The organism is Enterococcus devriesei, assembly GCF_001885905.1.
Lineage (GTDB): Bacteria > Bacillota > Bacilli > Lactobacillales > Enterococcaceae > Enterococcus_A > Enterococcus_A devriesei.
This window is the reverse complement of record NZ_JXKM01000001.1, coordinates 163,953-183,615: the sequence shown is the minus strand read 5'-3', so window position 1 is coordinate 183,615 and position 19,663 is coordinate 163,953. Positions and strand designations below refer to the sequence as shown.

19 protein-coding genes are annotated in these 19,663 nt (G+C 40.6%); 4 read left to right on the top strand and 15 right to left on the bottom strand.

Annotated features, from left to right (window positions below; genetic code table 11):
• Nucleotides 1-3: 3 nt before the first annotated feature.
• Nucleotides 4-507: a signal peptidase I gene (locus RV00_RS00825; protein ID WP_071861033.1), complete on the bottom strand. Its 504-nt coding sequence runs from the start codon at nt 505-507 to the stop codon at nt 4-6.
• A gap of 261 nt (nt 508-768) precedes the next feature.
• Here RV00_RS00825 and RV00_RS00820 point away from each other — a divergent pair, with 261 nt between their 5' ends.
• On the top strand, nt 769-2,382 hold the full coding sequence (locus RV00_RS00820; protein ID WP_071860710.1) for an MFS transporter: 1,614 nt from the start codon (nt 769-771) through the stop codon (nt 2,380-2,382).
• 44 nt (nt 2,383-2,426) lie between these two features.
• Here RV00_RS00820 and RV00_RS00815 read toward each other — a convergent pair whose 3' ends face one another.
• From RV00_RS00815 to RV00_RS00800, 4 genes are read right to left on the bottom strand one after another with little or no spacing between them, the layout of a single operon-like run.
• Nucleotides 2,427-3,434: a lipoate--protein ligase gene (locus RV00_RS00815; RefSeq protein WP_071860709.1), complete on the bottom strand. Its 1,008-nt coding sequence runs from the start codon at nt 3,432-3,434 to the stop codon at nt 2,427-2,429.
• Between the two features lie 16 nt (nt 3,435-3,450).
• Entirely contained in the window at nt 3,451-4,188 is a 738-nt protein-coding gene (locus RV00_RS00810; RefSeq protein ID WP_071860708.1) for an MBL fold metallo-hydrolase, read from the bottom strand.
• The gene (locus tag RV00_RS00805; RefSeq protein ID WP_071860707.1) at nt 4,185-4,958 is read right to left on the bottom strand and encodes a DUF975 family protein; all 774 of its coding nucleotides are present in this window, start codon (nt 4,956-4,958) and stop codon (nt 4,185-4,187) included. Before RV00_RS00805 ends, RV00_RS00810 begins: the two co-directional genes overlap by 4 nt.
• 59 nt (nt 4,959-5,017) lie before the next feature.
• On the bottom strand, nt 5,018-6,097 hold the full coding sequence (locus RV00_RS00800; RefSeq protein ID WP_071860706.1) for a M42 family metallopeptidase: 1,080 nt from the start codon (nt 6,095-6,097) through the stop codon (nt 5,018-5,020).
• Nucleotides 6,098-6,272: 175 nt separating this feature from the next.
• Here RV00_RS00800 and RV00_RS00795 point away from each other — a divergent pair, with 175 nt between their 5' ends.
• Complete coding sequence (locus tag RV00_RS00795; RefSeq protein ID WP_071860705.1) at nt 6,273-6,683, top strand: NUDIX domain-containing protein; 411 nt, start codon at nt 6,273-6,275, stop codon at nt 6,681-6,683.
• A gap of 124 nt (nt 6,684-6,807) precedes the next feature.
• Here RV00_RS00795 and RV00_RS00790 read toward each other — a convergent pair whose 3' ends face one another.
• Genes RV00_RS00790 through RV00_RS00780 form a run of 3 tightly spaced genes read right to left on the bottom strand, consistent with a single transcriptional unit; the run spans nt 6,808 to nt 10,047 of the window.
• The gene (locus RV00_RS00790) at nt 6,808-7,980 is read right to left on the bottom strand and encodes an ABC transporter permease (RefSeq protein ID WP_071860704.1); all 1,173 of its coding nucleotides are present in this window, start codon (nt 7,978-7,980) and stop codon (nt 6,808-6,810) included.
• Nucleotides 7,967-9,103: an ABC transporter permease gene (locus RV00_RS00785; RefSeq protein WP_071860703.1), complete on the bottom strand. Its 1,137-nt coding sequence runs from the start codon at nt 9,101-9,103 to the stop codon at nt 7,967-7,969. Before RV00_RS00785 ends, RV00_RS00790 begins: the two co-directional genes overlap by 14 nt.
• Nucleotides 9,104-9,114: 11 nt before the next feature.
• Nucleotides 9,115-10,047 (bottom strand): ABC transporter ATP-binding protein, encoded by a 933-nt coding sequence (locus RV00_RS00780; RefSeq protein ID WP_071860702.1) that lies wholly within the window; start codon nt 10,045-10,047, stop codon nt 9,115-9,117.
• Nucleotides 10,048-10,241: 194 nt separating this feature from the next.
• On the opposite strand from RV00_RS00780, the gene RV00_RS00775 reads away from it, so the two are divergent.
• Both RV00_RS00775 and RV00_RS00770 read left to right on the top strand, forming a co-directional pair.
• A complete protein-coding gene (locus RV00_RS00775) occupies nt 10,242-11,342 on the top strand; it encodes a sensor histidine kinase (RefSeq protein ID WP_071860701.1) in 1,101 nt (366 codons plus the stop codon).
• Between the two features lie 41 nt (nt 11,343-11,383).
• On the top strand, nt 11,384-12,010 hold the full coding sequence (locus tag RV00_RS00770; protein ID WP_071860700.1) for a response regulator transcription factor: 627 nt from the start codon (nt 11,384-11,386) through the stop codon (nt 12,008-12,010).
• A gap of 35 nt (nt 12,011-12,045) precedes the next feature.
• Here RV00_RS00770 and dltD read toward each other — a convergent pair whose 3' ends face one another.
• The 7 genes from dltD to RV00_RS00735 all read right to left on the bottom strand — a co-directional run bounded on the left by dltD (nt 12,046) and on the right by RV00_RS00735 (nt 19,550).
• Nucleotides 12,046-13,311, bottom strand: coding sequence for a D-alanyl-lipoteichoic acid biosynthesis protein DltD (gene dltD, locus RV00_RS00765; RefSeq protein WP_071860699.1), 1,266 nt, complete (start codon nt 13,309-13,311; stop codon nt 12,046-12,048).
• Nucleotides 13,311-13,544: a D-alanine--poly(phosphoribitol) ligase subunit DltC gene (gene dltC, locus RV00_RS00760; RefSeq protein WP_071860698.1), complete on the bottom strand. Its 234-nt coding sequence runs from the start codon at nt 13,542-13,544 to the stop codon at nt 13,311-13,313. Before dltC ends, dltD begins: the two co-directional genes overlap by 1 nt.
• A 39-nt stretch (nt 13,545-13,583) precedes the next feature.
• Nucleotides 13,584-14,801, bottom strand: a complete 1,218-nt coding sequence (dltB, locus tag RV00_RS00755; protein WP_071860697.1) for a D-alanyl-lipoteichoic acid biosynthesis protein DltB — start codon at nt 14,799-14,801, stop codon at nt 13,584-13,586.
• Nucleotides 14,801-16,312 (bottom strand): D-alanine--poly(phosphoribitol) ligase subunit DltA, encoded by a 1,512-nt coding sequence (dltA, locus tag RV00_RS00750; protein ID WP_071860696.1) that lies wholly within the window; start codon nt 16,310-16,312, stop codon nt 14,801-14,803. Before dltA ends, dltB begins: the two co-directional genes overlap by 1 nt.
• A 44-nt stretch (nt 16,313-16,356) precedes the next feature.
• On the bottom strand, nt 16,357-16,506 hold the full coding sequence (locus tag RV00_RS00745; RefSeq protein WP_071860695.1) for a teichoic acid D-Ala incorporation-associated protein DltX: 150 nt from the start codon (nt 16,504-16,506) through the stop codon (nt 16,357-16,359).
• Between the two features lie 274 nt (nt 16,507-16,780).
• A complete protein-coding gene (locus tag RV00_RS00740; protein WP_071860694.1) occupies nt 16,781-18,793 on the bottom strand; it encodes an FtsX-like permease family protein in 2,013 nt (670 codons plus the stop codon).
• Nucleotides 18,783-19,550, bottom strand: a complete 768-nt coding sequence (locus RV00_RS00735; protein ID WP_071860693.1) for an ABC transporter ATP-binding protein — start codon at nt 19,548-19,550, stop codon at nt 18,783-18,785. The genes RV00_RS00740 and RV00_RS00735 overlap by 11 nt, the downstream gene beginning before the upstream one ends.
• Nucleotides 19,551-19,663 lie beyond the last annotated feature (113 nt).

Genomic DNA, 19,663 nt, shown 5'->3' with positions numbered 1-19,663 from the left:
TTCTTATTTTGTTTGTTGCCGAAATTGATGGATGCTTGCTGGAACCAATAGCGCGTAAAAAGTCATCAGGACCGCTAGCAAAAATAGACTTACTTTTAAAACACCCATGATCTGCGCATTCACTAAGATGCCAATATAAGGTAGATAGAAATACGGTCTTCCAATCAGGTTGCGTTTATGGACAATGCCCATCTCCACTTTATCCGTATTATCCCCTTTGACAAAATATCCTTCCAAGCGATCATCTACCGCCAAGACACGGCGCGTTTTGATTGCATTTCCTTGATTCTCATAATAGGTGATTGGATCGCCTACATGAATATCTCGCTCCTTATTTTTGACAAAAACCAATCCGCCTTTACGATATTGCGGCGCCATTTTATTATCTTCTACGACATAAGGAGTAACATTGAGTATTTTTGGAATAACAATCGTTACTAGTGCTAAGGCAAATAGAAAGAAGATCATAAAAATATATACTATGGTTATTTTTTTATGTTTACGCACGCGTGGTTTTCCTCCGAACAAAGATTTTCCTCTTATTATTATAATAGCATATTCAGCAAAAAAATCCATTTTTTCATTATGTAATGAATAAAAAAGCGGAATAAATTTTGAAAGATTTATGCTTTATGTTAAAATTAATATACATACAAGTATTGCAGCTAGGTGCTTTTATAAAAAAAGGGGTGTTATCTTATTCCGTTTCTTAGAGATTTTAAAGTTGTTTTTAAAAAACTTCTAACGCGAAAACAACTTATCATATCTGTGGTTATTTTATTATCACTTATATTAGGCTCTTCAAAGTTTTTTTCTGACTTAAAAACAACAAATGTCCGTCAAATAACGGAGCATTGGTCTTTTTTTGTCAAGGATCGTTCGGACCATCTCGTCTTTGGTGAATCGGATCAGCGAATCAAAGATGTCGGGCCTAATCATTCATTGATTATGCAACAGATTTTAGATTCACCATTGAAAAATCCTGAATTGGCGATTCGAGCAAATCATCAATGGGTATCGGTCTATTTGGAAGATCAGCTTCTATATCAATATGCTGCTAGCGAACGTAACCCAACGCCTGGTCTTTTACAGACTACGCTGCACTTGCCTGAAGGCTATCAGCAAAAAAAATTAAGAATTATCACTAATACGCCTTACGAATATTACGCAGGAATCCCCGCTCAAGTATTTATTGGAGAGAAATCTGAGATCAGTCGTTACTTTGTGCTTCAGTCTATCCCACAATTAATTTTATTGATTGTCTGTCTCGGCTCGATAATCGCGGCGCTGGTTTTACTTTTTTTACGGAAAAAGCCTGCTCGTCAACGAGTTATTGGGACACTGCTCTTAGTGAGCTTTATCTTTTTAATTGGGTTTCAATCAATCGTTTTTAATATTCCAGCCAGTACCTTATTTAGTCCTACTAGTTTGTCGTTGATTTATAATCTTACCGGGATTTTGATTCCAGTTTGTTTGACTAACTATTACTTATTACGAACTAAAATGTATCACCGATTTTACTTAGCGGCGATTGTCCTACAATTCTTCATTTTGTTCGCGGGATTGATTTTTACTTTTATCAATCAAATCTCACTGCCGGTTACGATGCAGGTCTTTAATGGCTTTCATGTTTTCTTGACCCTTTATACCGCAACGATTGCTTTAGCCGAGTCAGCGAATCAAAATCATTTTTATGTAGTTTGTTCCCCAGCAATTGTAATCGCTGCCTTTATCCACTGCTTTTTCTATATTCAGTTGTTTGCTGGCGCAGCTAATTTAACAATTGACTGGCCGCTGATTCTCTTCAGTTTCTTGATGTTTATCATTTGTTCCTATCACTTTAGCGAAGATCTTGCCTTTTTACGCGAGCAAGCCAAACGACAGCAAGAAAAAAAGCGAAAAGCGGTCATTCGCGGCGAGCGGCAACAGAACTTGCTACAAACCTTTAAGCTTTTAGCACAACAGGAAAGCGGTAAATACGACCAGTTGCAATCATTGGAGCATGTGCTACAGCATGCAACGAGTTATTATCAGAAAGAATTTTCAAAGCGTTCGAAGTTTTTTACTTATCAAATTAAGGTTCCTAAAGAACATGAATTATTGCGAGAAAACAGTCTTTTGATCATTATCCAGTTGCTTGAAAACTTTTTGTTTGGCGATGAATATGGTGCAGTCGATATCATCATTCAAGAGCAAGCAGGAAAACTAGTGATTGAAAGCAGCACGAACGTCTTTACTCGTCATTCCTTCGCTGAAAGTATCCAAGTAGAAACAGCTGTTGAGCATCAATCCTTGGAGCATTTCGTAAAAAGTGCTGACGGCCAGTGGCATTGGGAAAATAAAGACAAAGAACAATATTTTAAGATCACTCTTTCAATCTAAAAAGCGGTTGTCCAATAAAGATGGACAACCGCTTTTTCTTTAAATTAATAAATCAACGTTAAAAAGTCTTCTTTGGTAATATTGCCAAAGTAATGAGTCAGATCAAGCTGATTGATCACTTCAGTCAACGCTTGCTTCTCATAACGGGTACCAATCAGCTGTTCTTCCACATCTTTGATCTCGCCTAACCCGAAGAAATCACCAAAAATCTTGGCTTTTTCAATCGAGCCGTTAGCGACATCTAAGCGCACTTCGATCGAACCGATTGGGAACCGTTTTTGTCGTTCCAAGTTAAACTCTGGAGAACGGCCATAATTCCAATCCCAGTTTTTATAATATTCATCAGAGATTTTGTTAATTGCTTGCCAATCCTCATCAGTCAATTCGTGGGTCTTGACTTGATCGACATCGTCTACGCCAAAAATTTGCAACAAGATTGCTTGCCGGAATTCTTCAGTAGTCATGGCTTGTTTGTCTTGTGGCAAATAATCTTTGATGTTCGTTACACGAGAGCGAATCGACTTGATGCCTTTTGATTCAATCTTATCTTTTTTGACTTTCAGCGCATTCACGACTTCATCAATATCGCTGTCAAACATCAACGTCCCATGAGCAAACATGCGACCATTCGTCGAATACATCGCATTGCCGGAGAATTTTTTGTCATCGATTACTAGGTCGTTGCGACCTTTCAATTGGGCACCTTCAATGCCTAGTTTATGCAAGGCTTCCACGATCGGTTCTGTCAATTTCTTGAAGTCCCGGAAGGAATTGCCATCATCAGGCATGATGAAACTAAAGTTCAAATTCCCCTGGTCGTGATAGACAGCGCCGCCACCGCTTAACCGGCGGACAACATGGATCCCTTTTTCATCGACATATTCCTTATTGATTTCTTCGATCGTGTTTTGGTTGCGGCCAATAATGATCGAAGGCTCATTGATATAAAAAAGTAAAATCGGTTCGTCCAAAGGCATATTTTGTAATAAATACGTTTCAATCGCTAAATTTATTCGTGGATCACGTTCATTATCATTTGGTACGTAGAGCATTTTCCCAACTCCATTTCTATATCTCAAAAATTTTGTGCGGTGCTGCTAATTCAACAGGAATCCCATTGCTTACAGCCGCTGCTTGTTGACGCAGTTTTTCTAAATCCCCTTGTTGAGGCAGATGGGTCAACACTAATTTTTTGACAGCAGCGTTTTTTGCGAATGTTCCCGCTTCACCAGCAGTAAAATGCGCTTTATGACGTTCGTTCCCGTCAAATAAATAAGTATCCGCTAAGAACAAATCCGCGTCCTTCGCGAATTCGTTAAAGGATTCTAGATAGCCCGAATCGCCGGTAAAAACAAACACTTTTCCGGTTTTTTCTTCCACGAAGCGCATCGCATAGCAAGGCACCGGGTGGATCGTCTTCATAAACGTAACAAGAAACGGACCAAGTTTCAATTCTTCTGCCTCGAAATAGGAATGCCCTTCAGACACCCCTTCCATCGTTAAATCATTGAAATGAAACTCATCTTCGGTATGTCCATAAATCGGTAAAATCGGTTTAGGTGTTTGGGTTGGATAAAGTTGCCAATAATATTGCAGCACGCCTAAATCGGCGATGTGATCATGGTGATAATGGGTCAGGATCACCGCGTCTAAATCTAACGGATCTAATTCCTTTTCCAACTCAACTAACGTCGAACTACCAGCATCTAATAATAAATTGAAGCCTTCCGACTGCAGTAAATAACTGGTCGTTCCGTGACCTTCATAAGGATAAGCACCTAAGCAACCTAAAACGGTTAATTTCATGCAAATTCCCCCTGCTCGATTTTTTCTTTGACCGCTTGATCATAAAATGCCGCACTCGCTGTATTCACATAAACAACCACAAATAATAGTCCAACGAATAAAGCTACTATGCCCAAAATATACCAGCCAATGAAAGATAACTGCAGTAAGATATATTTGCCCCAGCGGTCTTTCAATAATAGCCACGCCCGCTTGATGGATTCACTGACACTTAAATCAGGATAATCAAATTTGACCCAAACAGCGAATCTGAAAATAATACTAATGATCGTGGTGACTAATAAAAAGACCAATAGTAAAATGAAATACAAACCAAACAATCCAACACTCAATAAGGTACTGACATTATCTGTACTGGTCACTCCCCCTGATGAAATCAAGGAGAAGTAGACGCCACTGCCAGCTTGTAGTAGCATGGGAATGAAGAAGATCGCCGCTAAGGCATATTGAACGACTTGCGCGATGATATTGATTAATAGTAGCGGCACATAGTAACCCTTTTGAAAAACAACAAAGATCTGACCCAGCTCAGCTCGTCCACCACGCACCACATACAGGCTGACATAATAAAGCGCATAACTAAAGGCAAAGATTACGAGAATACTTAATAGGAAAGAAAAACCTAATTGCAGATTCGTATCATTGGGCATCGTAGAGACACTACTGATCGCTCCCGTTAACAATCCCACAATCACCACTAATCCAACATTGATCCCCCATTGACCACCTAAACGATCCTTGGCAGTTTGACGATATTCACTAAGTTTCATTGACTCACTCCTCATCTTGATATTAATAAACTTCCTTCTTCGCGGAAAAATCCGTAGTCTTAATAATTTTTGATCTCGCCGACGGTTTCGCTGTCTAAACGCGCCACGACCTCCGTCACTAATTTGACGGTATTCAAATAATCTTCTTCGTGAATCACTGACGTATGAGAATGTAGGTAACGAACCGGTACAGTAATCGCTAAGGAAGGTACTCCGTCTCTAGTTAGATGCATCTGTCCCGCATCGGTGCCGCCGCCGGCAATCACCGTATATTGGAAAGGAATCGCTAATTCTTCCGCCACATCAATTACAAAATCCAATAATTTTTTGTGAGGAACCATCGAAGCATCATAGATTAAGATTTGCGGACCGTTTCCTAAGACTGAATCCGCTTCTTTCGGTGTCATTCCTGGAGTATCACCAGCTGTTCCGGTGTCTAAGGCAAAGGCGATATCTGGATTAACGATATGTGAACTCGTGCGAGCGCCTCGTAAACCGACTTCCTCTTGCACATCGCTGCCAGCAAAAAGAACATTATGATGTTCCCGCTGAGATAAGTTTTCCAATACCCGCAACGCGACTGCTGTACCAATCCGATTGTCCCAAGCCTTTGCTAATAAAAATTTAGATTCGTTCATGCGTTGGTATTGGATATACGGTGTCACCATATCGCCAGGACGAATCCCCCACTCTTTGGCTTCTTCTTGACTTGTAGCGCCGATATCGATAAACATATCTTTGATCTCGAACGGTTTTTTACGAGCTTCCGGTGTCAATACATGGGGTGGTTTTGAACCAATTACCCCATGGATGATTTTCCCTTTACGAGTCTTGATCTCGACTTGCTGCGCCAGCATGACTTGGTTCCACCAGCCACCGATCGTTTGAAACTCTAAGAAGCCCTTTTCCGTGATCTTCGTTACCATAAAGCCGACTTCATCTAAGTGTCCCGAAATGAAAACCTTCGGCCCGCCACCCGCGCCATGCTTTGCAATCACACTACCCAAGCCGTCAAAAAAAATATCGTCTGCGAAGTTTTTAGCATATGCCTTAAAAACCTCTCTGACTTCTTCTTCATTTCCCGCGATGCCGCGAGCAGAAGTTAAATCAATCAGTAGTTCTTCTTCTTTTTTCTCCAAATCTATTCCTCCTACTTTATAAAAAATAATTATTCTGCTTCAAGAATATCCTAATTAAACAGGAGTGCTCGTTTGCCTTCCCGACTCAGTTGGATACTCACTTTTCCTTAGAAATAGTATACCATTGTCAAAAAAATCTGCGTAGTATGTTGTATAATCACAAGGAGGTGAGAGAATGAAACGTTTACTAGCGATAGAATTCACCATGATGGTAATGATTGAAAATGAAGAAGGGGAAATTCTAGTCCAAGATCGGAAAAAGAAAGATTGGCCCGGCTGGACTTTTCCCGGCGGTCATGTTGAAAAAAATGAAGGCAGCTACCTTGCAGCTGTCCGAGAGATCCAAGAAGAAACTGGATTAGCGATCCAGCCTAGACTGCAAGGGACCGCTGAATGGAATAATTTAGCAGCTGGAACACGTGAACTGGCCTTCCTTTATCGCGCAAGCGTTACTAAACAAGCAGTCTCAGAAAATCTTTTTTGGGTAGCTAAAGAAGACTTACAGTCTGCAGCTCTGGCTGGGACTTTACATGATCTGTTGCCAATCTTTTTTGGTGAAGAGCAGCAATATTATCGTGAAGTATAAAAAAGTCATTTTAGCGGTGTTTTCGCTAAAATGACTTTTTACGTATAAGGGTGTGACAGAAGCTTCTTCAGAAATAAGCCGCAACTTCTTGAAGCTGACCATGTTTGTCCCAAACTCTTCTAATTTATGCTTGAATTTTCTTTAACGACCATGTGCCTTTTTCTCGCATCGTGATCAAGTGGATCACCCAGAAGGCGGCGGCAAAGGCTAACAATATCCCCGATTGGAATAAAAATTTAACTAAAAACTTTTGATTGAAATCGACAGTCTTCCCAATCAGATCATTGTTTTGAGCAAACCAATACGTCGGCGTAAAGGCCGCAATCTTATTCACCACATCCGGTAAAAATTGGCTAGGAACAAAGACCCCGCCAATAAAACAGCTTCCCATAATAAAAATATTATTGATGCCAGTGATTGCATCCTCATTTTGCAGGACACTGGTGATCATAATAGAAAAACTGATGATGGCAATGAAGAAGGCAACAGTATTCAAAATAAAGTAGCCGTGCACTTGATCAAAACTGCCGCGGGTAACGAACTGAACAAAGGCAAGAAAGATCAGCCAGCAAAGGATCGCGTAAGACAAATTACCAAGCGAAATCTTCCGGGCCAATTTCCGGCGAGAAATCGGCGAACAGCTGTTACGCTCACGGATCTCCTTACGATTGAAGGCTAAATTGACTGCCGCATAGCCGCTAAAAACGGACATGAACATCCCATAAGCCAATAAACTATAAATTTGACCCGTTACATTTTGTTTTTTCTTTTTATGATAGGTGGAATCAAAATGGACCTCACCATCCTTGCTTAAAGTGGTCTTAGTCTTTTCCAATAGTTCTTTTTGACTAAGCGAAGGCAGTTGCTTTTGATAAGTTAAATAGGTGTTCAGATAATTATTGACGGTTGTATCGACTAACGATTGAGAAAAGGTCGCCGGTCGAGTCTTGCTGGCTAATGTAACCGTTTCTCCTTTGGATAATTTAGCAGAAAAATCTTTTGGAATCTCTAAAATGTATTGTACTTCATCAAAATACAAAGCATCATCCAAACTCTTCTGTGAGGTATCTTGCAAGTTTACAATCGTATGCTGTTTCGCTAAGTAAGCAACAAAATCTTTTTCCAAGCTAGAATCATCTTTCGAGAGAATAGCAATCTTCGCTCCCGTCAATTCTTCCGCGTCCCTCGTTAATTGTCCCGCGTAAAATAAAGTAATGATCGCCATAATGATCACACCTAACAGCAGACTGCCCTTATTTTTCTTTAAAATTTGCAGAATCGCTTTATAAGTGGTCATATTGCACCTTCCTCTCGAAAGAATAATTCACTATCACAAACAAAAGACCAAAGCCCGCTAGCCAAATCAGATTGATGTAGAAGGAATCTAAGGATTGATAATAGAATAATTGATACAAACTTTCACTAATCAGATTGACGATATTGATTCGTCCCAACAGCGGGACATGAACATCAATCCAATATTTGATCGATTGCGAACCCATCATCCCGGCTAAGAAACTCATAATCATGGAAATCGAGATACCGATGGAAATTTTTTGCTGGAAATCTAATTTCGAAAAGGCATTGCCGATCAAGGTACCAAAGGAAATTGCCGTAAAAGCTCCTAGCCCACAAACCAGTAAAATATAATTCCAATGGTCTCCGAATTCAACTTGATAGACAAACCGATAAAACATTAGGATCAAGATCACTTGAGCAACAAAGAGGAAAAAGCTAGCTAGCATATTAGTAAAGGAAACCAGCAATTTATTTCGGGGGATCAAGCATAGCCGCATGCCTTCTGGCGATTGATTGGCTTGCTGATCATTCGCGTTCCGTAATCCCCACATAAAGCCATACATCACTGTCATCCCCACTAAAGTAAAGAAATAAAAGGATTTTAAGTTAAAATTTCCTGTTCCATTTCCATCTTGAACAAAGTTTTTTTGTTCTAATGCTTGTTCAATAGCTTGCGGCTGGACCGCGCCTGAGGCCATTAAGTTCTCGACTTTATCCGTATTTTGTAAGTATTGATTCAATAATTCCTTTAAGACCGTTTGCTGCGTGCCGCTTTTGCTGACGAACAATTCGATTTTTTTGGCGTCAATTTCAAAGTAACCTGAAATTTTATCATCAGACAATTGTGCTTTTGCTTCTTTTTTTGATAATTCTTTTCCTTTAAAAACGACTTCATCCTCATTTTTGACTTGCTTCAACACTGCTTCAAACTGATCCGCTTTTGACTGATCAGTGGCAACGATCCCAACCGTTGAAGTTTCCAGCGCCAATATATCATCCAAGTTGCCAAAAGCTAAATTGAATAACAGACCTAAGACGATAGGAAAAGCGAAAGTCCAAAAGAGCAAACTGCGATTTCTTAGCAGCACCTTTAAACGATAAATAAATAGCCGAACAAACATCTTCTCACCCCCTAATCTCTTAATTCTTTGCCTGTAATTTCTAAGAAAACGTCATTCAAGGTTGCTTCCTGCGTGTGGATATTAGCGTACATGATCTTCTCCGCTTCAAAATAATTCAAGATCGGTAACAGCGCCTGCTTCAAGTCTTTCGTGGTAACTTGCAAATAGCTGTCATCATAGGAGACTTCTAAAATCGAAGGCACAGCTTCCACCGCTTCAACCTGTGCCTTAGTTAAACCGGGAACTTCAATAATCAATTTTTCGTTTTCTCGGACCATATTTTTCAGTTGTTCCTTACTGCCTTCAGCAATTACTTGCCCTTGATCGATAATTACGATGTGGTTACACAAAATTTCAACCTCTTCCATGTAATGAGTCGTATAAACGATCGTGGCCCCTTGACGATTCAGCTCCTTGATACTGTCTAAAATTTTATTGCGGCTTTGAGGATCAACTGCGACAGTCGGTTCGTCCAAGAAAATCAATTCCGGTTTATGCACGATGCCACAAGCAATATTCAGACGTCGTTTTAGCCCGCCGCTTAACTGCTTGGGATAAAACTTGCGAAATTCTTCCAAGCCGACTAACTGGATAACTTCTTCCACATACAGCTCTCGCTGCTTTTTCTCTTGCACATATAAGCCACAAAAATAATCAACATTGTCAGTGACATTCAGCTCTTCAAAAACCGCGATTTCTTGCGGTACCACACCAATTTTTTGCTTGATTCCGTATTTTTCTGGTCCCATTTCCTCGCCAAATATTTTGATTGAGCCGCGATCATAGGTCAACAATGACAGCATGCAGTTGATCGTAGTCGATTTTCCGCTCCCATTCGGCCCCAACAAACCTAAAATATCCCCCTTTTTAACCGCTAAATTCAAATGATTCAGCGCTGTAAAATCCCCATAACGCTTCACTAAGTTTTCGATTTCAATCAACATTTGAAAAACCCCTTTTCCTTTTCTTCATACATTTACTATAATAAAATTAGGAGCAAACTTACAGTGAATTTACGCCAATGATAAAATGACAAATGTCATTATTCGATATATTCATTGGTTATCAGTCATAATGATGTTTGAAATTATTTTTTTCTTTCGAAAACAAATACTTTATTACGAAGCGGGTACAAAAAATGCAGTCTTTAAATAATTATTGGGTAGATTTTTTCTTTTTGGAAGTGATTGGGATACTGCTGATTTTTCAGCAGGGCTTTCAGCCGCAAATGATCATTTATTTATTGATCAGTATTCTGTTGGCTGGCCCAGCTTTGTTGCTGCCAAAAATGTTAGGTCAGACAGTCGGCGTGTTCCCGCTCTTGATCTTGAGCTTTTTCTGGCCAACCTTGCTTGTTTTTCTGCCGGCAAATCTGCGGATTGCTTGGCGGGATGAGATTGTTTGGAGCTGGGTACTAATCGTCTTAATCGTTCCGTTCTTTCAAGGCACCTACTCTGTGTCTGAAAATCTGTTGCTTTTTTGTTTAAATTGTTTTGCAGTCCTTCTGGCCTGGCGGGGCAAAAAACAAGAAGAAGTTAGCGAAGCCTTGTTGCAACTAAAAGATGATAGTTGGGAAAAGCAAGAGCTGTTAAAACAAAAGAATCAAGAATTAATCCAATCACAAGAAACCTTCATCGATCTCGAAATCTCTGAGGAACGTAATCGCATCGCTCGAGATATCCACGATAATGTCGGGCATTTATTATCTAGCGCGATCATCCAGTTGGGGGCGATCGAAGCAATCAATCAAAACGAACCGTTGAAAAAGCCACTAAATCAGCTACGTTCAACGATTCATACGGGTATGGATAATATTCGTGAGAGCGTCCATGACTTGCATGAAACATCGTTGTCTTTTGAAAAAGGATTAGATTTATTACTCGCTGATTTTCAATTTTGTGCAGTAGAGCTCCGTGGCGAGGTTCCGAATCATTTGAATCAGGAACAAGAACGAACCTTACTGATGATTTTAAAAGAAGCTTTGGCTAATGTGATGAAACACAGCAACGCCACCAAAGTGACACTTTCATTCAATGAAATGCCGGCCTTTTATCGTTTACAGATTCTAGATAATGGGACGCTGACCAAAAGAAATGGCGATGGGATCGGGCTGAAGAGTATGCGGCAAAGAGTCACCAAAATCGGCGGACAATTACACGTCGCACAAACGCCGAATAATTTTATGATCCATGTCATCTTACCGAAAAATACTCACACTTCTCTGCGCAGCAATCGTTAAGTGAAAGTCCCGTTTTTTATTTTTAAGTTAGGAGGAAGAATATGATTCGCGTTGTCGTTGTTGATGATGATCCGCTTGTGACGGAATCGTTAAAAACTATTTTAGAAGTATCCGCGGAAATTCAGGTGGTAGGAACAGGCAATTCAGCTTCAGAGGCCGTTACCTTATATTTACAAGAACGCCCGGATGTTTTATTAACCGATATTCGAATGGGAGAAAATACTGGCATTGAAGCTGCCAAGGAAATTTTTAGACAGGTCCCCGAAGCAGTCATCTTGCTTTTGACCACTTTTTCAGATGACGAATACATCCGAGAAGCCTTACAGATCGGCGTAAAAGGTTATCTCATCAAGCAAGATTTAGCCAGTATCGTGCCGTCGATTAAAGCTGTCTACAATGGACAGTCCGTTTTTGGCACGGAGATCGTGGGAAAATTGGCCTCTATCTTAACCGATCAAACGCCGCGAAAACAGTCTAAGATCCATTTATCGGAGCGGGAAGAAAGTATCTTGCTCGCTGTTGCCAACGGAAAAAATAATAAAGAGATCGCTCATGAATTATTTCTAAGTGAGGGAACCGTCAGAAACAATATCAGTCAGCTGCTGGAAAAATTAGAGGTTCGCGATCGTACCCAACTAGCGATCTTCTACTACCAAAAATATCAATAAAATAGACGTCAATCTCAAGAGATTGACGTCTATTTTTATTTAATATCTAGCGGGTTGGTCTGTTGCCACTCATGACTTAGGAAATACGTATTGTTAATAGCGTAATTCTCTTTGATCGGTTGGCGATTTTTTAAGAATGGTGCGATTTTTTTATCTGCCGCTAACCACCCGTTCCAACCTAGGTGAATCGTGTCTTGCATAAAGTAAGGCGTGTTCCCTTGATCAGTGTAGTCAACAATGTTGTTAAAGCCTTGAGAAGTCAATTGGTATTTAATCTTGTCAGAAAACTGCTGCAGCATCTCTTGAGAAAGTCCTGTGTATTTAGCCCAGCGGCCATTTACTGGCGGAATAATAAAGAGACAGTCCGCATGTTCTTTAGATAATTGATCTAAGGCCAATTGAAAATCAGAGAATTCAGGCGAATAACGATAATCCCAATTTTTTTGTGAATCGGCAAAAAGATTCATATGCGGTTTGATCCGTTGTTGATAAAAGTGCTTTTGGATGCCGAACTCATTTCCTTGAGTTGCTCGCTCTCCTAATCGATCGGCCAAGCTGCTTAACTCATTATGTTTGTATTCAGTTGGCAAGGCTTTGACATTTTTATCGATTGCCTCTTGCTTACTTACCATGCCGATGGTACTGAATAATTCATCCTCGCGTTCCAGCATATTCAATTTCAAGCGGCTGAACATCGCATCCGTCTTGTTCGGTAATTTGCCAGTCTTCACGGCAGCCAGCATTCGATCTAGTCGTTCGTCTTTTCTTACTACGCCATAGTCAGTCAAGCGTTGAGCCAAATAGCGATCACTGGTTTGGACCTTCTTTAAACGTAGCAACCAGCTCAAGGTTTGCTCTGGGGAATAGTAGGCATCAAAATAATCACGCTTAATCCCATCTTTAACAAACCATTGCGGAGAAATGATAAAGACCGCCTTACGATCTTTCAATTCACTGCCTAACGACTGCATCATCATGAATTGGGTCAAAGACTGTGTCCCCGGCGCCCCCATCAAAAAGGGCGTATAGCCACGGTCATATTTTTCAGCCAGGACCGATGGATGGAAAGGGCTGATTCGACTCAACTCAGAAGAACCAAAAAACGGTACATACTTATCGGTACTTAAAGCTTCCTTTGTAATACTGTTTCCTCGTAAGACATTTCCCGCCATCGAACTTGAGGCAGCCTTGATCAATTTCGGATCATTGCTGTCGATCTTAAATGGTGAAAAAAACAGAAGAACCAATAGGACCGCCGCCAAAAGGATCGGGCCAAAGATACCGAAGAGTTTCTTTTTCATTAAGCTTCTAAAGCCTTCACTTGTTGAATGATTTTGTTTGGTGTATTCCATTGAGCGCGGTCGAACTCAGATACAGGAACTTGAACGCCTAATTGCCCTTCGACCTCCACTAATAATTGGACTGTTGCCAATGAATCCATCAAACCTTCTTCAAATAAGTCGACATCTGGATTGTCTCTTACTTCATCTGTTCCTGTAATATCTTCTAAAATGCTGAATAATGTGTCTTCCATGTTCCTCGCTCCATTTCATTTTTTATAAGTAAAACTCTTTTAACGCATCAAAAAGTTATGAAAGAATAACTTGTCTAAAAAGCCTGAGAAGATTAAAAAGCTCAAGCAGACGGCATTGAAGGTCAAGAAGACCGCCAATGCGTGGGTAAATTTATTCGACGGCAGCTGTTTCTTGTGTTTCTTTTTGAAACGCAGCCAAGCATCCGTCAAACAAATCAAGGTCGCATGATAAATCCCATAGACGATGTAATACCATGTCAAACCGTGCCAGACACCCATGATCAAGAACAACGCGAAATAACCGACATTGGAAGCCACGATCCGGCTTTTGAAGGTTTTCTTTTTGATCAAGGTAAACATCAAGCGCATGTAAATATAATCACGGAACCAGAAGGAAAGCGTCATGTGCCAACGATTCCAAAATTCTTTGATATTCCACGATAAGAAAGGTTTGTTAAAGTTCGGCGGCGTTTCGTAGCCCATCAGCTTACTTGTCCCTACCGCAAACAAACTATAACCGGCAAAATCGAAGAACAAATACATGCTGTACACGTACATATAAGCAACTAAGCCCCAAGAAATTCCACCGTGCTGCATCGCCATCCGATCCGCGATCGGCAATAGAACCTGACCAAAATAATAGCCGATGATGAATTTATATAAAAATCCAACAAAAATATTATGAATCCCTGAGCCTAACAAATCGATATATTTTTCCGGTGCAGGCGGCTCGTTCAAGTCCTTTTCAAAACGACGATAGCGATCGATCGGCCCTGATGAGATCGTTGGGAAGAACAACAGAAACTTGATGTAATTCAAAGGACTGTATTCTTTGATCATGCCGTCTCGCATCTCCATAATAATCTGAACCGATTTAAAGGTCAGATACGAGATGCCTAGAAAACCGAAGATAGAATTTTGTCCATCCATAAAAGGCGTCACTTTAACAAAAATCAATGGGACAATACTTAAAAAGGCCGCTAGATAAAAGATATTCGCTTGATTTTTATTTTTGCGGTATTGGTGATATCCCCAAACCAAGATACTTTGGAAGATTACATAACCAATCAAAGCGATTCCTTGACGGTAATCTTTTCCACCAAAGGAAATATACAAAAAGAATACGGTGATCAAAGATTGGTACCAACTGATTCGTTTACCACGAAGCAATAAACTTAAGATCAGTGGCAACAACGCAACCATTAAAATAATGAAATAAATCGGTGACGCATAAGGCACCATGTGAGGGATATACATTAACTATTCACCTCATTAATCAGCCGCTTACGATCAATCTTGCCATTCGCTGTCCGTGGCAATTGATTCACATAAACAAATTTTTGCGGAATCATATAGTCCATCACGCCTTCAGCCAACTCTTCTTTAATTGCCTTCGTCAATTGATAGGCTTTTTCAAAGTCATTGTCATTTGCAACGACATAGGCCACTAGCTGTTGAACTTTGTGGTCTTGATATTTTGGCACTACCGTTGCCTGCTTCACATAAGAAACGTGTTCCAAATGATGATCGATATCTTCTAGTTCGATCCGAAAGCCATGCAATTTGACTTGGAAATCGATCCGTCCTTCATAAAGCAATAACCCATCTGTCTGCAACCGACCAGCATCACCGGTATGGTATGCTGGCACGCCATCGATCTCGAAAAAGGCCGCCGCGGTTTTTTCTGGATTATGCAAATAGCCTTTTGAAACACTAGGGCCTTTGATAACGATCTCGCCGGCTTCACCTGGTGCTGCAAGCTGATCTTCATCGTAAATTAAAACCTCGGTGTCTTCTTTGATATAGCCAATCGGAACACGATCATATTGATCCAATACTTCCGCGGTGACTTCGATCAAGGTCATCGCCACCGTTGCTTCAGTTGGTCCATACGTATTAAAAATTTTGGCATTGGGGAAGCGCCGAATTAATTCTTCCGCTGTTTTACGTGTCAGTTCTTCGCCGCAAAATTGGAAAATCTTTAATGAAGGAACGTGTTCACCATCGAAGGTTTTCTCCATCAAACAAATATCCATGAAAGAAGGCGTCGAGACCCAAATTTCCAAGTCTAAGCTTGGTAAAAAGCTGAAGAGCTTTTTAAAATCATTGATGACGGCTTTTTCCATCGGGATCAAGGTACCACCGCTGCAAAGAGCAGGATAAACGCTCATCACGGATAGATCAAAGGAATACGGCGCTTGGGACAAGAAACGCATTCCTGGCTGAATACCGAAATCTTGCAGATCCCAATTCGTAAAGCTCAATAAATTATCATGACTGATCTGTACCCCTTTTGGTACACCCGTCGTACCAGAAGTGAAGATAATATAAAACGTCTCATCATCCTTCACTGGCTGCAATTCGATTTGTGTTTGTTCTGTTTTAAAAATTTGAGCCAATTCAGTTGGTGTAACGACGGGAATCTCCGTCGCCAGTTCCTCAGGCCATGGCAACACACTTAAAACTAAAGCAGGTTGCGCGACGTCTAAGATCAATTGGATGCGATCTAAGGGTGTGTTCGATTCGATTGGAATATAAGCATGACCGCTTTTGGCTGCCCCTATGAAGCTAGTGATCATTTCAAACTCCAGCTCACCAAAAACAACGATTGGTGTTTTGGCTGCGGTTTGTTTTGCTAAATACTGCGCTAAGTTATCAGACCACTGCTGCAATAATTGATAAGAATAGCTGGCTGTTTCAGATTGGTAGGCTAACGCCTCTGGTTGATCGATCGCCCATTGATCAATCGTCGTAATGATATTTTTCATAACTATCCCTCCGTTCGGGTTCAGACGAAATTGTGCTGTTGAAACTAAAATTCATTGTAGATAAAGTTACCGCCTTGGATACTCTTGTAATGGTATAAATAGATTAAGATCAGCACGACTGCAAAATAGAAAATCGTCTTGCCGATAAAACTCAACCAGTAACGAGTTGTCGGACGGCTCAAAAATGCCTTCATCAAATCGCCCTCTCTTTTTTTCTTTCGTAGCTTATTATAGGACGATCAAAATAATCTTCCACGCATTCAACTTACATTATCTAGTTTCAAACGAACAGTTTTGTCACATCAGTTATTTAAATACAAAAAACCGCGACACCCACCGTGCCGCGGCAAAAAAAGTTATAAAGAAAAGTTAAATCTTCTGTTTGCTGCTCTTACTATTACCAATTTAAAATCAATGATTTGATAATTGGTCTAGCTGACGACGCGTTAAAAAACCGACCTAACAAATTTAGAGCAATCTTTTTTGATAGGCACTGGAGAATAAATAGAAAACTCCATAGACTACCAGCATCAACCCGCAAAATAAGTAAACAAAGCCATAATCTGCGTTCTGAGCGATATGAGAAATAACCGAAATAGCCAAAACACTGTGGATCAATGCTAATAATGCGGGGATAAAGAACACCACCCGATTTTCACGATTGATCTCTTGATAAATCGTCTGATTAGGAATCCCCATTTGTTGTAACAAGCGGTACTGCTTACGTTTTTGATTAAACTCTGACAAGCGTCGCAAAGTTACCGTGCTGGCTGTCGTAATAATAAACGTCGTCGTTACAAAAGTTACAACGAACAAGACCAAGCCAAGACTGCTGCGGGTCCCGCGATAAGTATCTTGATAAGATGTGTACTCTGAACGATAGATGGTTGAATCGGATTTTTTGGTGCCGGCTCCTTGGGTAATGTCTCCCATTAGCTGATGATTTTTCCAGCTAAGATCATAATGGATCGGAAAATTCCAATCTCCTTTGACATTTTTTTGGACCAACTGGTTCAGTTTGTTTTCATTTTGGGGAAGGACATCAATCGCCTCGATCGTATACGAAATGCCTTCCGTTTCATTGAATAGTTGATCCGAAACAACGATCATCCCCGTACCATAGCGTAGATTCGTATCCCCAAAAAAATTTGGGTGACTAGCCTGGACGCTTAACTTCTTATCCTTCAAATAAATCCGATTGCTATAGCGCGTATAGTCGTTCAAATAACGCTGATAAGAACTTAATACGACGGTAGCATTGGCAGATTTCAATTGAATGTCCCGCAATGTTGGATTCGTTTTTTGAAAGGCCCGATAATCTGAGAGGGAAACCATGTCCATGACTTCCGGCTGGGTATTCATCCCTTCTCCTGAAATTTCTACATTTTGTTTCGCCGGCACCGCTTTAAAATGAATGGATTGTCGTTGGTAAGGTTCGACACTTTCCAACTTAGGTGCCAGCTTCTGATAGCTTTCTCGTGTAATCAATAAAGAAGCCGGGGCGATTTCATTTACAGAACGCATTTCTATCGAAGCCAAAGCTGCCATGCCGCCAAGTATCGCTAGAGCTAAACCTAAGGAAACGGTGATTGATCCTAAAAAACGCCATTCGCTGAATAACCGCAGCTGCCATTCACTGCGTGACAACATACCTAAATTTTTATCAAGCCGCTTCGGGTGAAAGGAATTATACCAACGTAAAGTAAAAGCGAAAAAAAGATAACTACCGATCACACATAACAGAAAAATAATACTCATTAATAGAAAATTTCCTTGAATCAAACCGAGCTGATCACTCACCTTGCGAGCAATCGAAATATAAGTCAACGCTAGACCCCAGCCGGTTAGTAAGAACATGCCGCCAATCACTGCCATGACCTTTTGCCACGAGGAAAGTTTCATTGCTTGGATGTTTCGCAGACGGGCCTTTTTGACGTGACTGAACTTATAGCCAGACACTAACCACAAAATCTGCAAACAAACAACTGCCAAAATAAACAGTACCACGAGCCCAGTCGCAAGAATCGCGTCACTAGAGAAAAAGAAATGGACTTGCAGTGGCAGATCCATCGCTTTGACCAAGATCATGCTAAAGAGTTTTGAAAATAAAATACCTAAGCCAATTCCAATCACGAAGGAAAACACCCCAATAAATAAAAGCTCTAAAATAAACCACAAACAAATTTGATAATAATTCAGTCCATATAAATGGAAGATACTGATATCCTTGCGGCGATTTTCAATAAAGAAACGATTGGTATTCGCCATAAAAAATAAAAGAATCAGCACCACCGCAAAACTGCCGAACCCTAAAACACCAACCAATTGGGTGTTTTTTCCGGCACCGCGAATCAAAGGCTGCTCATAGGTCATCGCCGTAAAGGAATAATAAACCATCACCGAAAAAATCAAGCTAAAGAATAGCAATAAATAATTGGATAATTGTTTTTTAAAGCCGCGCCAAACTAATTTAATCAGCATTGGCTTTGCCTCCCCCGCCGATCGTCGCCTGCATATCAATCACTTTCTCAAAAAAATCCTTGCGGGTTGAACGCCGAACGATCTCGGAGAAAAAACGCCCATCCTTAATAAACAGCACGCGATTGCAATAGCTAGCCGTGTAAGGATCATGAGTAACCATCAAGATCGTCGTCTCCTCATGAAGGTTCACCTCGTCTAAGTAATTCAAAAACTCAGTCGCTGCTTTAGAATCCAAAGAGCCCGTGGGCTCATCAGCAAATAAAATCATCGGACGGGTGATCAAAGCCCGCGCTGCTGCAGTCCGTTGCTGTTGACCGGTAGACAGTTCTTCTGGAAATCGGTCTAAGATACCTTCAATTTTTAAAATTTGCGCTAGATGATCCACCCGTTTCGTAATTTCTTCATAGGAAAGCTTGCTGACTGCTAAAGGCAAAATAATATTGTCCCGTACCGACAAACTATCAATCAAATTAAACTCTTGAAAAATGAAACCCAGATTTTTTCGACGAAAATCTGTCAGTCGGTTCTCCCGCATCTGTGTGATATCAGCGCCGTCGATCTTCACACTGCCCATCGTAGGCAGCAAAATCGTTGACAGGATATTCATTAACGTCGTCTTACCGGCGCCACTAGGACCCATGATCCCAACGAATTCTCCCTTCTCCATGGAAAAATTCAAATCATTCAAGACCGTCACTTTATTATTGCGTGTGCCATAGCTTTTACTTAAATGCTGCACATCAATTATTTTCTTCATTGCTTGATCCTCCTGTCAAAACGATTTCCTTCTCAAAATTAGACACCTATTTTTAATATCCAAATTTTTTCCTTTATGGTATCATATTTGGGTTAGTTTTTTACGTGAAACGA

What these genes read in the sequence shown, in the direction of transcription:
- RV00_RS00815 (WP_071860709.1), bottom strand. Translation starts at nt 3,434, where the DNA reads ATGCTCTACGTACCAAATGATAATGAACGTGATCCACGAATAAATTTA.
- RV00_RS00810 (WP_071860708.1), bottom strand. Translation starts at nt 4,188, where the DNA reads ATGAAATTAACCGTTTTAGGTTGCTTAGGTGCTTATCCTTATGAAGGT.
- RV00_RS00805 (WP_071860707.1), bottom strand. Translation starts at nt 4,958, where the DNA reads ATGAAACTTAGTGAATATCGTCAAACTGCCAAGGATCGTTTAGGTGGT.
- RV00_RS00795 (WP_071860705.1), top strand. Translation starts at nt 6,273, where the DNA reads ATGAAACGTTTACTAGCGATAGAATTCACCATGATGGTAATGATTGAA.
- RV00_RS00790 (WP_071860704.1), bottom strand. Translation starts at nt 7,980, where the DNA reads ATGACCACTTATAAAGCGATTCTGCAAATTTTAAAGAAAAATAAGGGC.
- RV00_RS00785 (WP_071860703.1), bottom strand. Translation starts at nt 9,103, where the DNA reads ATGTTTGTTCGGCTATTTATTTATCGTTTAAAGGTGCTGCTAAGAAAT.
- RV00_RS00780 (WP_071860702.1), bottom strand. Translation starts at nt 10,047, where the DNA reads ATGTTGATTGAAATCGAAAACTTAGTGAAGCGTTATGGGGATTTTACA.
- RV00_RS00775 (WP_071860701.1), top strand. Translation starts at nt 10,242, where the DNA reads ATGCAGTCTTTAAATAATTATTGGGTAGATTTTTTCTTTTTGGAAGTG.
- RV00_RS00770 (WP_071860700.1), top strand. Translation starts at nt 11,384, where the DNA reads ATGATTCGCGTTGTCGTTGTTGATGATGATCCGCTTGTGACGGAATCG.
- dltD (WP_071860699.1), bottom strand. Translation starts at nt 13,311, where the DNA reads ATGAAAAAGAAACTCTTCGGTATCTTTGGCCCGATCCTTTTGGCGGCG.
- dltC (WP_071860698.1), bottom strand. Translation starts at nt 13,544, where the DNA reads ATGGAAGACACATTATTCAGCATTTTAGAAGATATTACAGGAACAGAT.
- dltB (WP_071860697.1), bottom strand. Translation starts at nt 14,801, where the DNA reads ATGTATATCCCTCACATGGTGCCTTATGCGTCACCGATTTATTTCATT.
- dltA (WP_071860696.1), bottom strand. Translation starts at nt 16,312, where the DNA reads ATGAAAAATATCATTACGACGATTGATCAATGGGCGATCGATCAACCA.
- RV00_RS00745 (WP_071860695.1), bottom strand. Translation starts at nt 16,506, where the DNA reads ATGAAGGCATTTTTGAGCCGTCCGACAACTCGTTACTGGTTGAGTTTT.
- RV00_RS00740 (WP_071860694.1), bottom strand. Translation starts at nt 18,793, where the DNA reads ATGCTGATTAAATTAGTTTGGCGCGGCTTTAAAAAACAATTATCCAAT.
- RV00_RS00735 (WP_071860693.1), bottom strand. Translation starts at nt 19,550, where the DNA reads ATGAAGAAAATAATTGATGTGCAGCATTTAAGTAAAAGCTATGGCACA.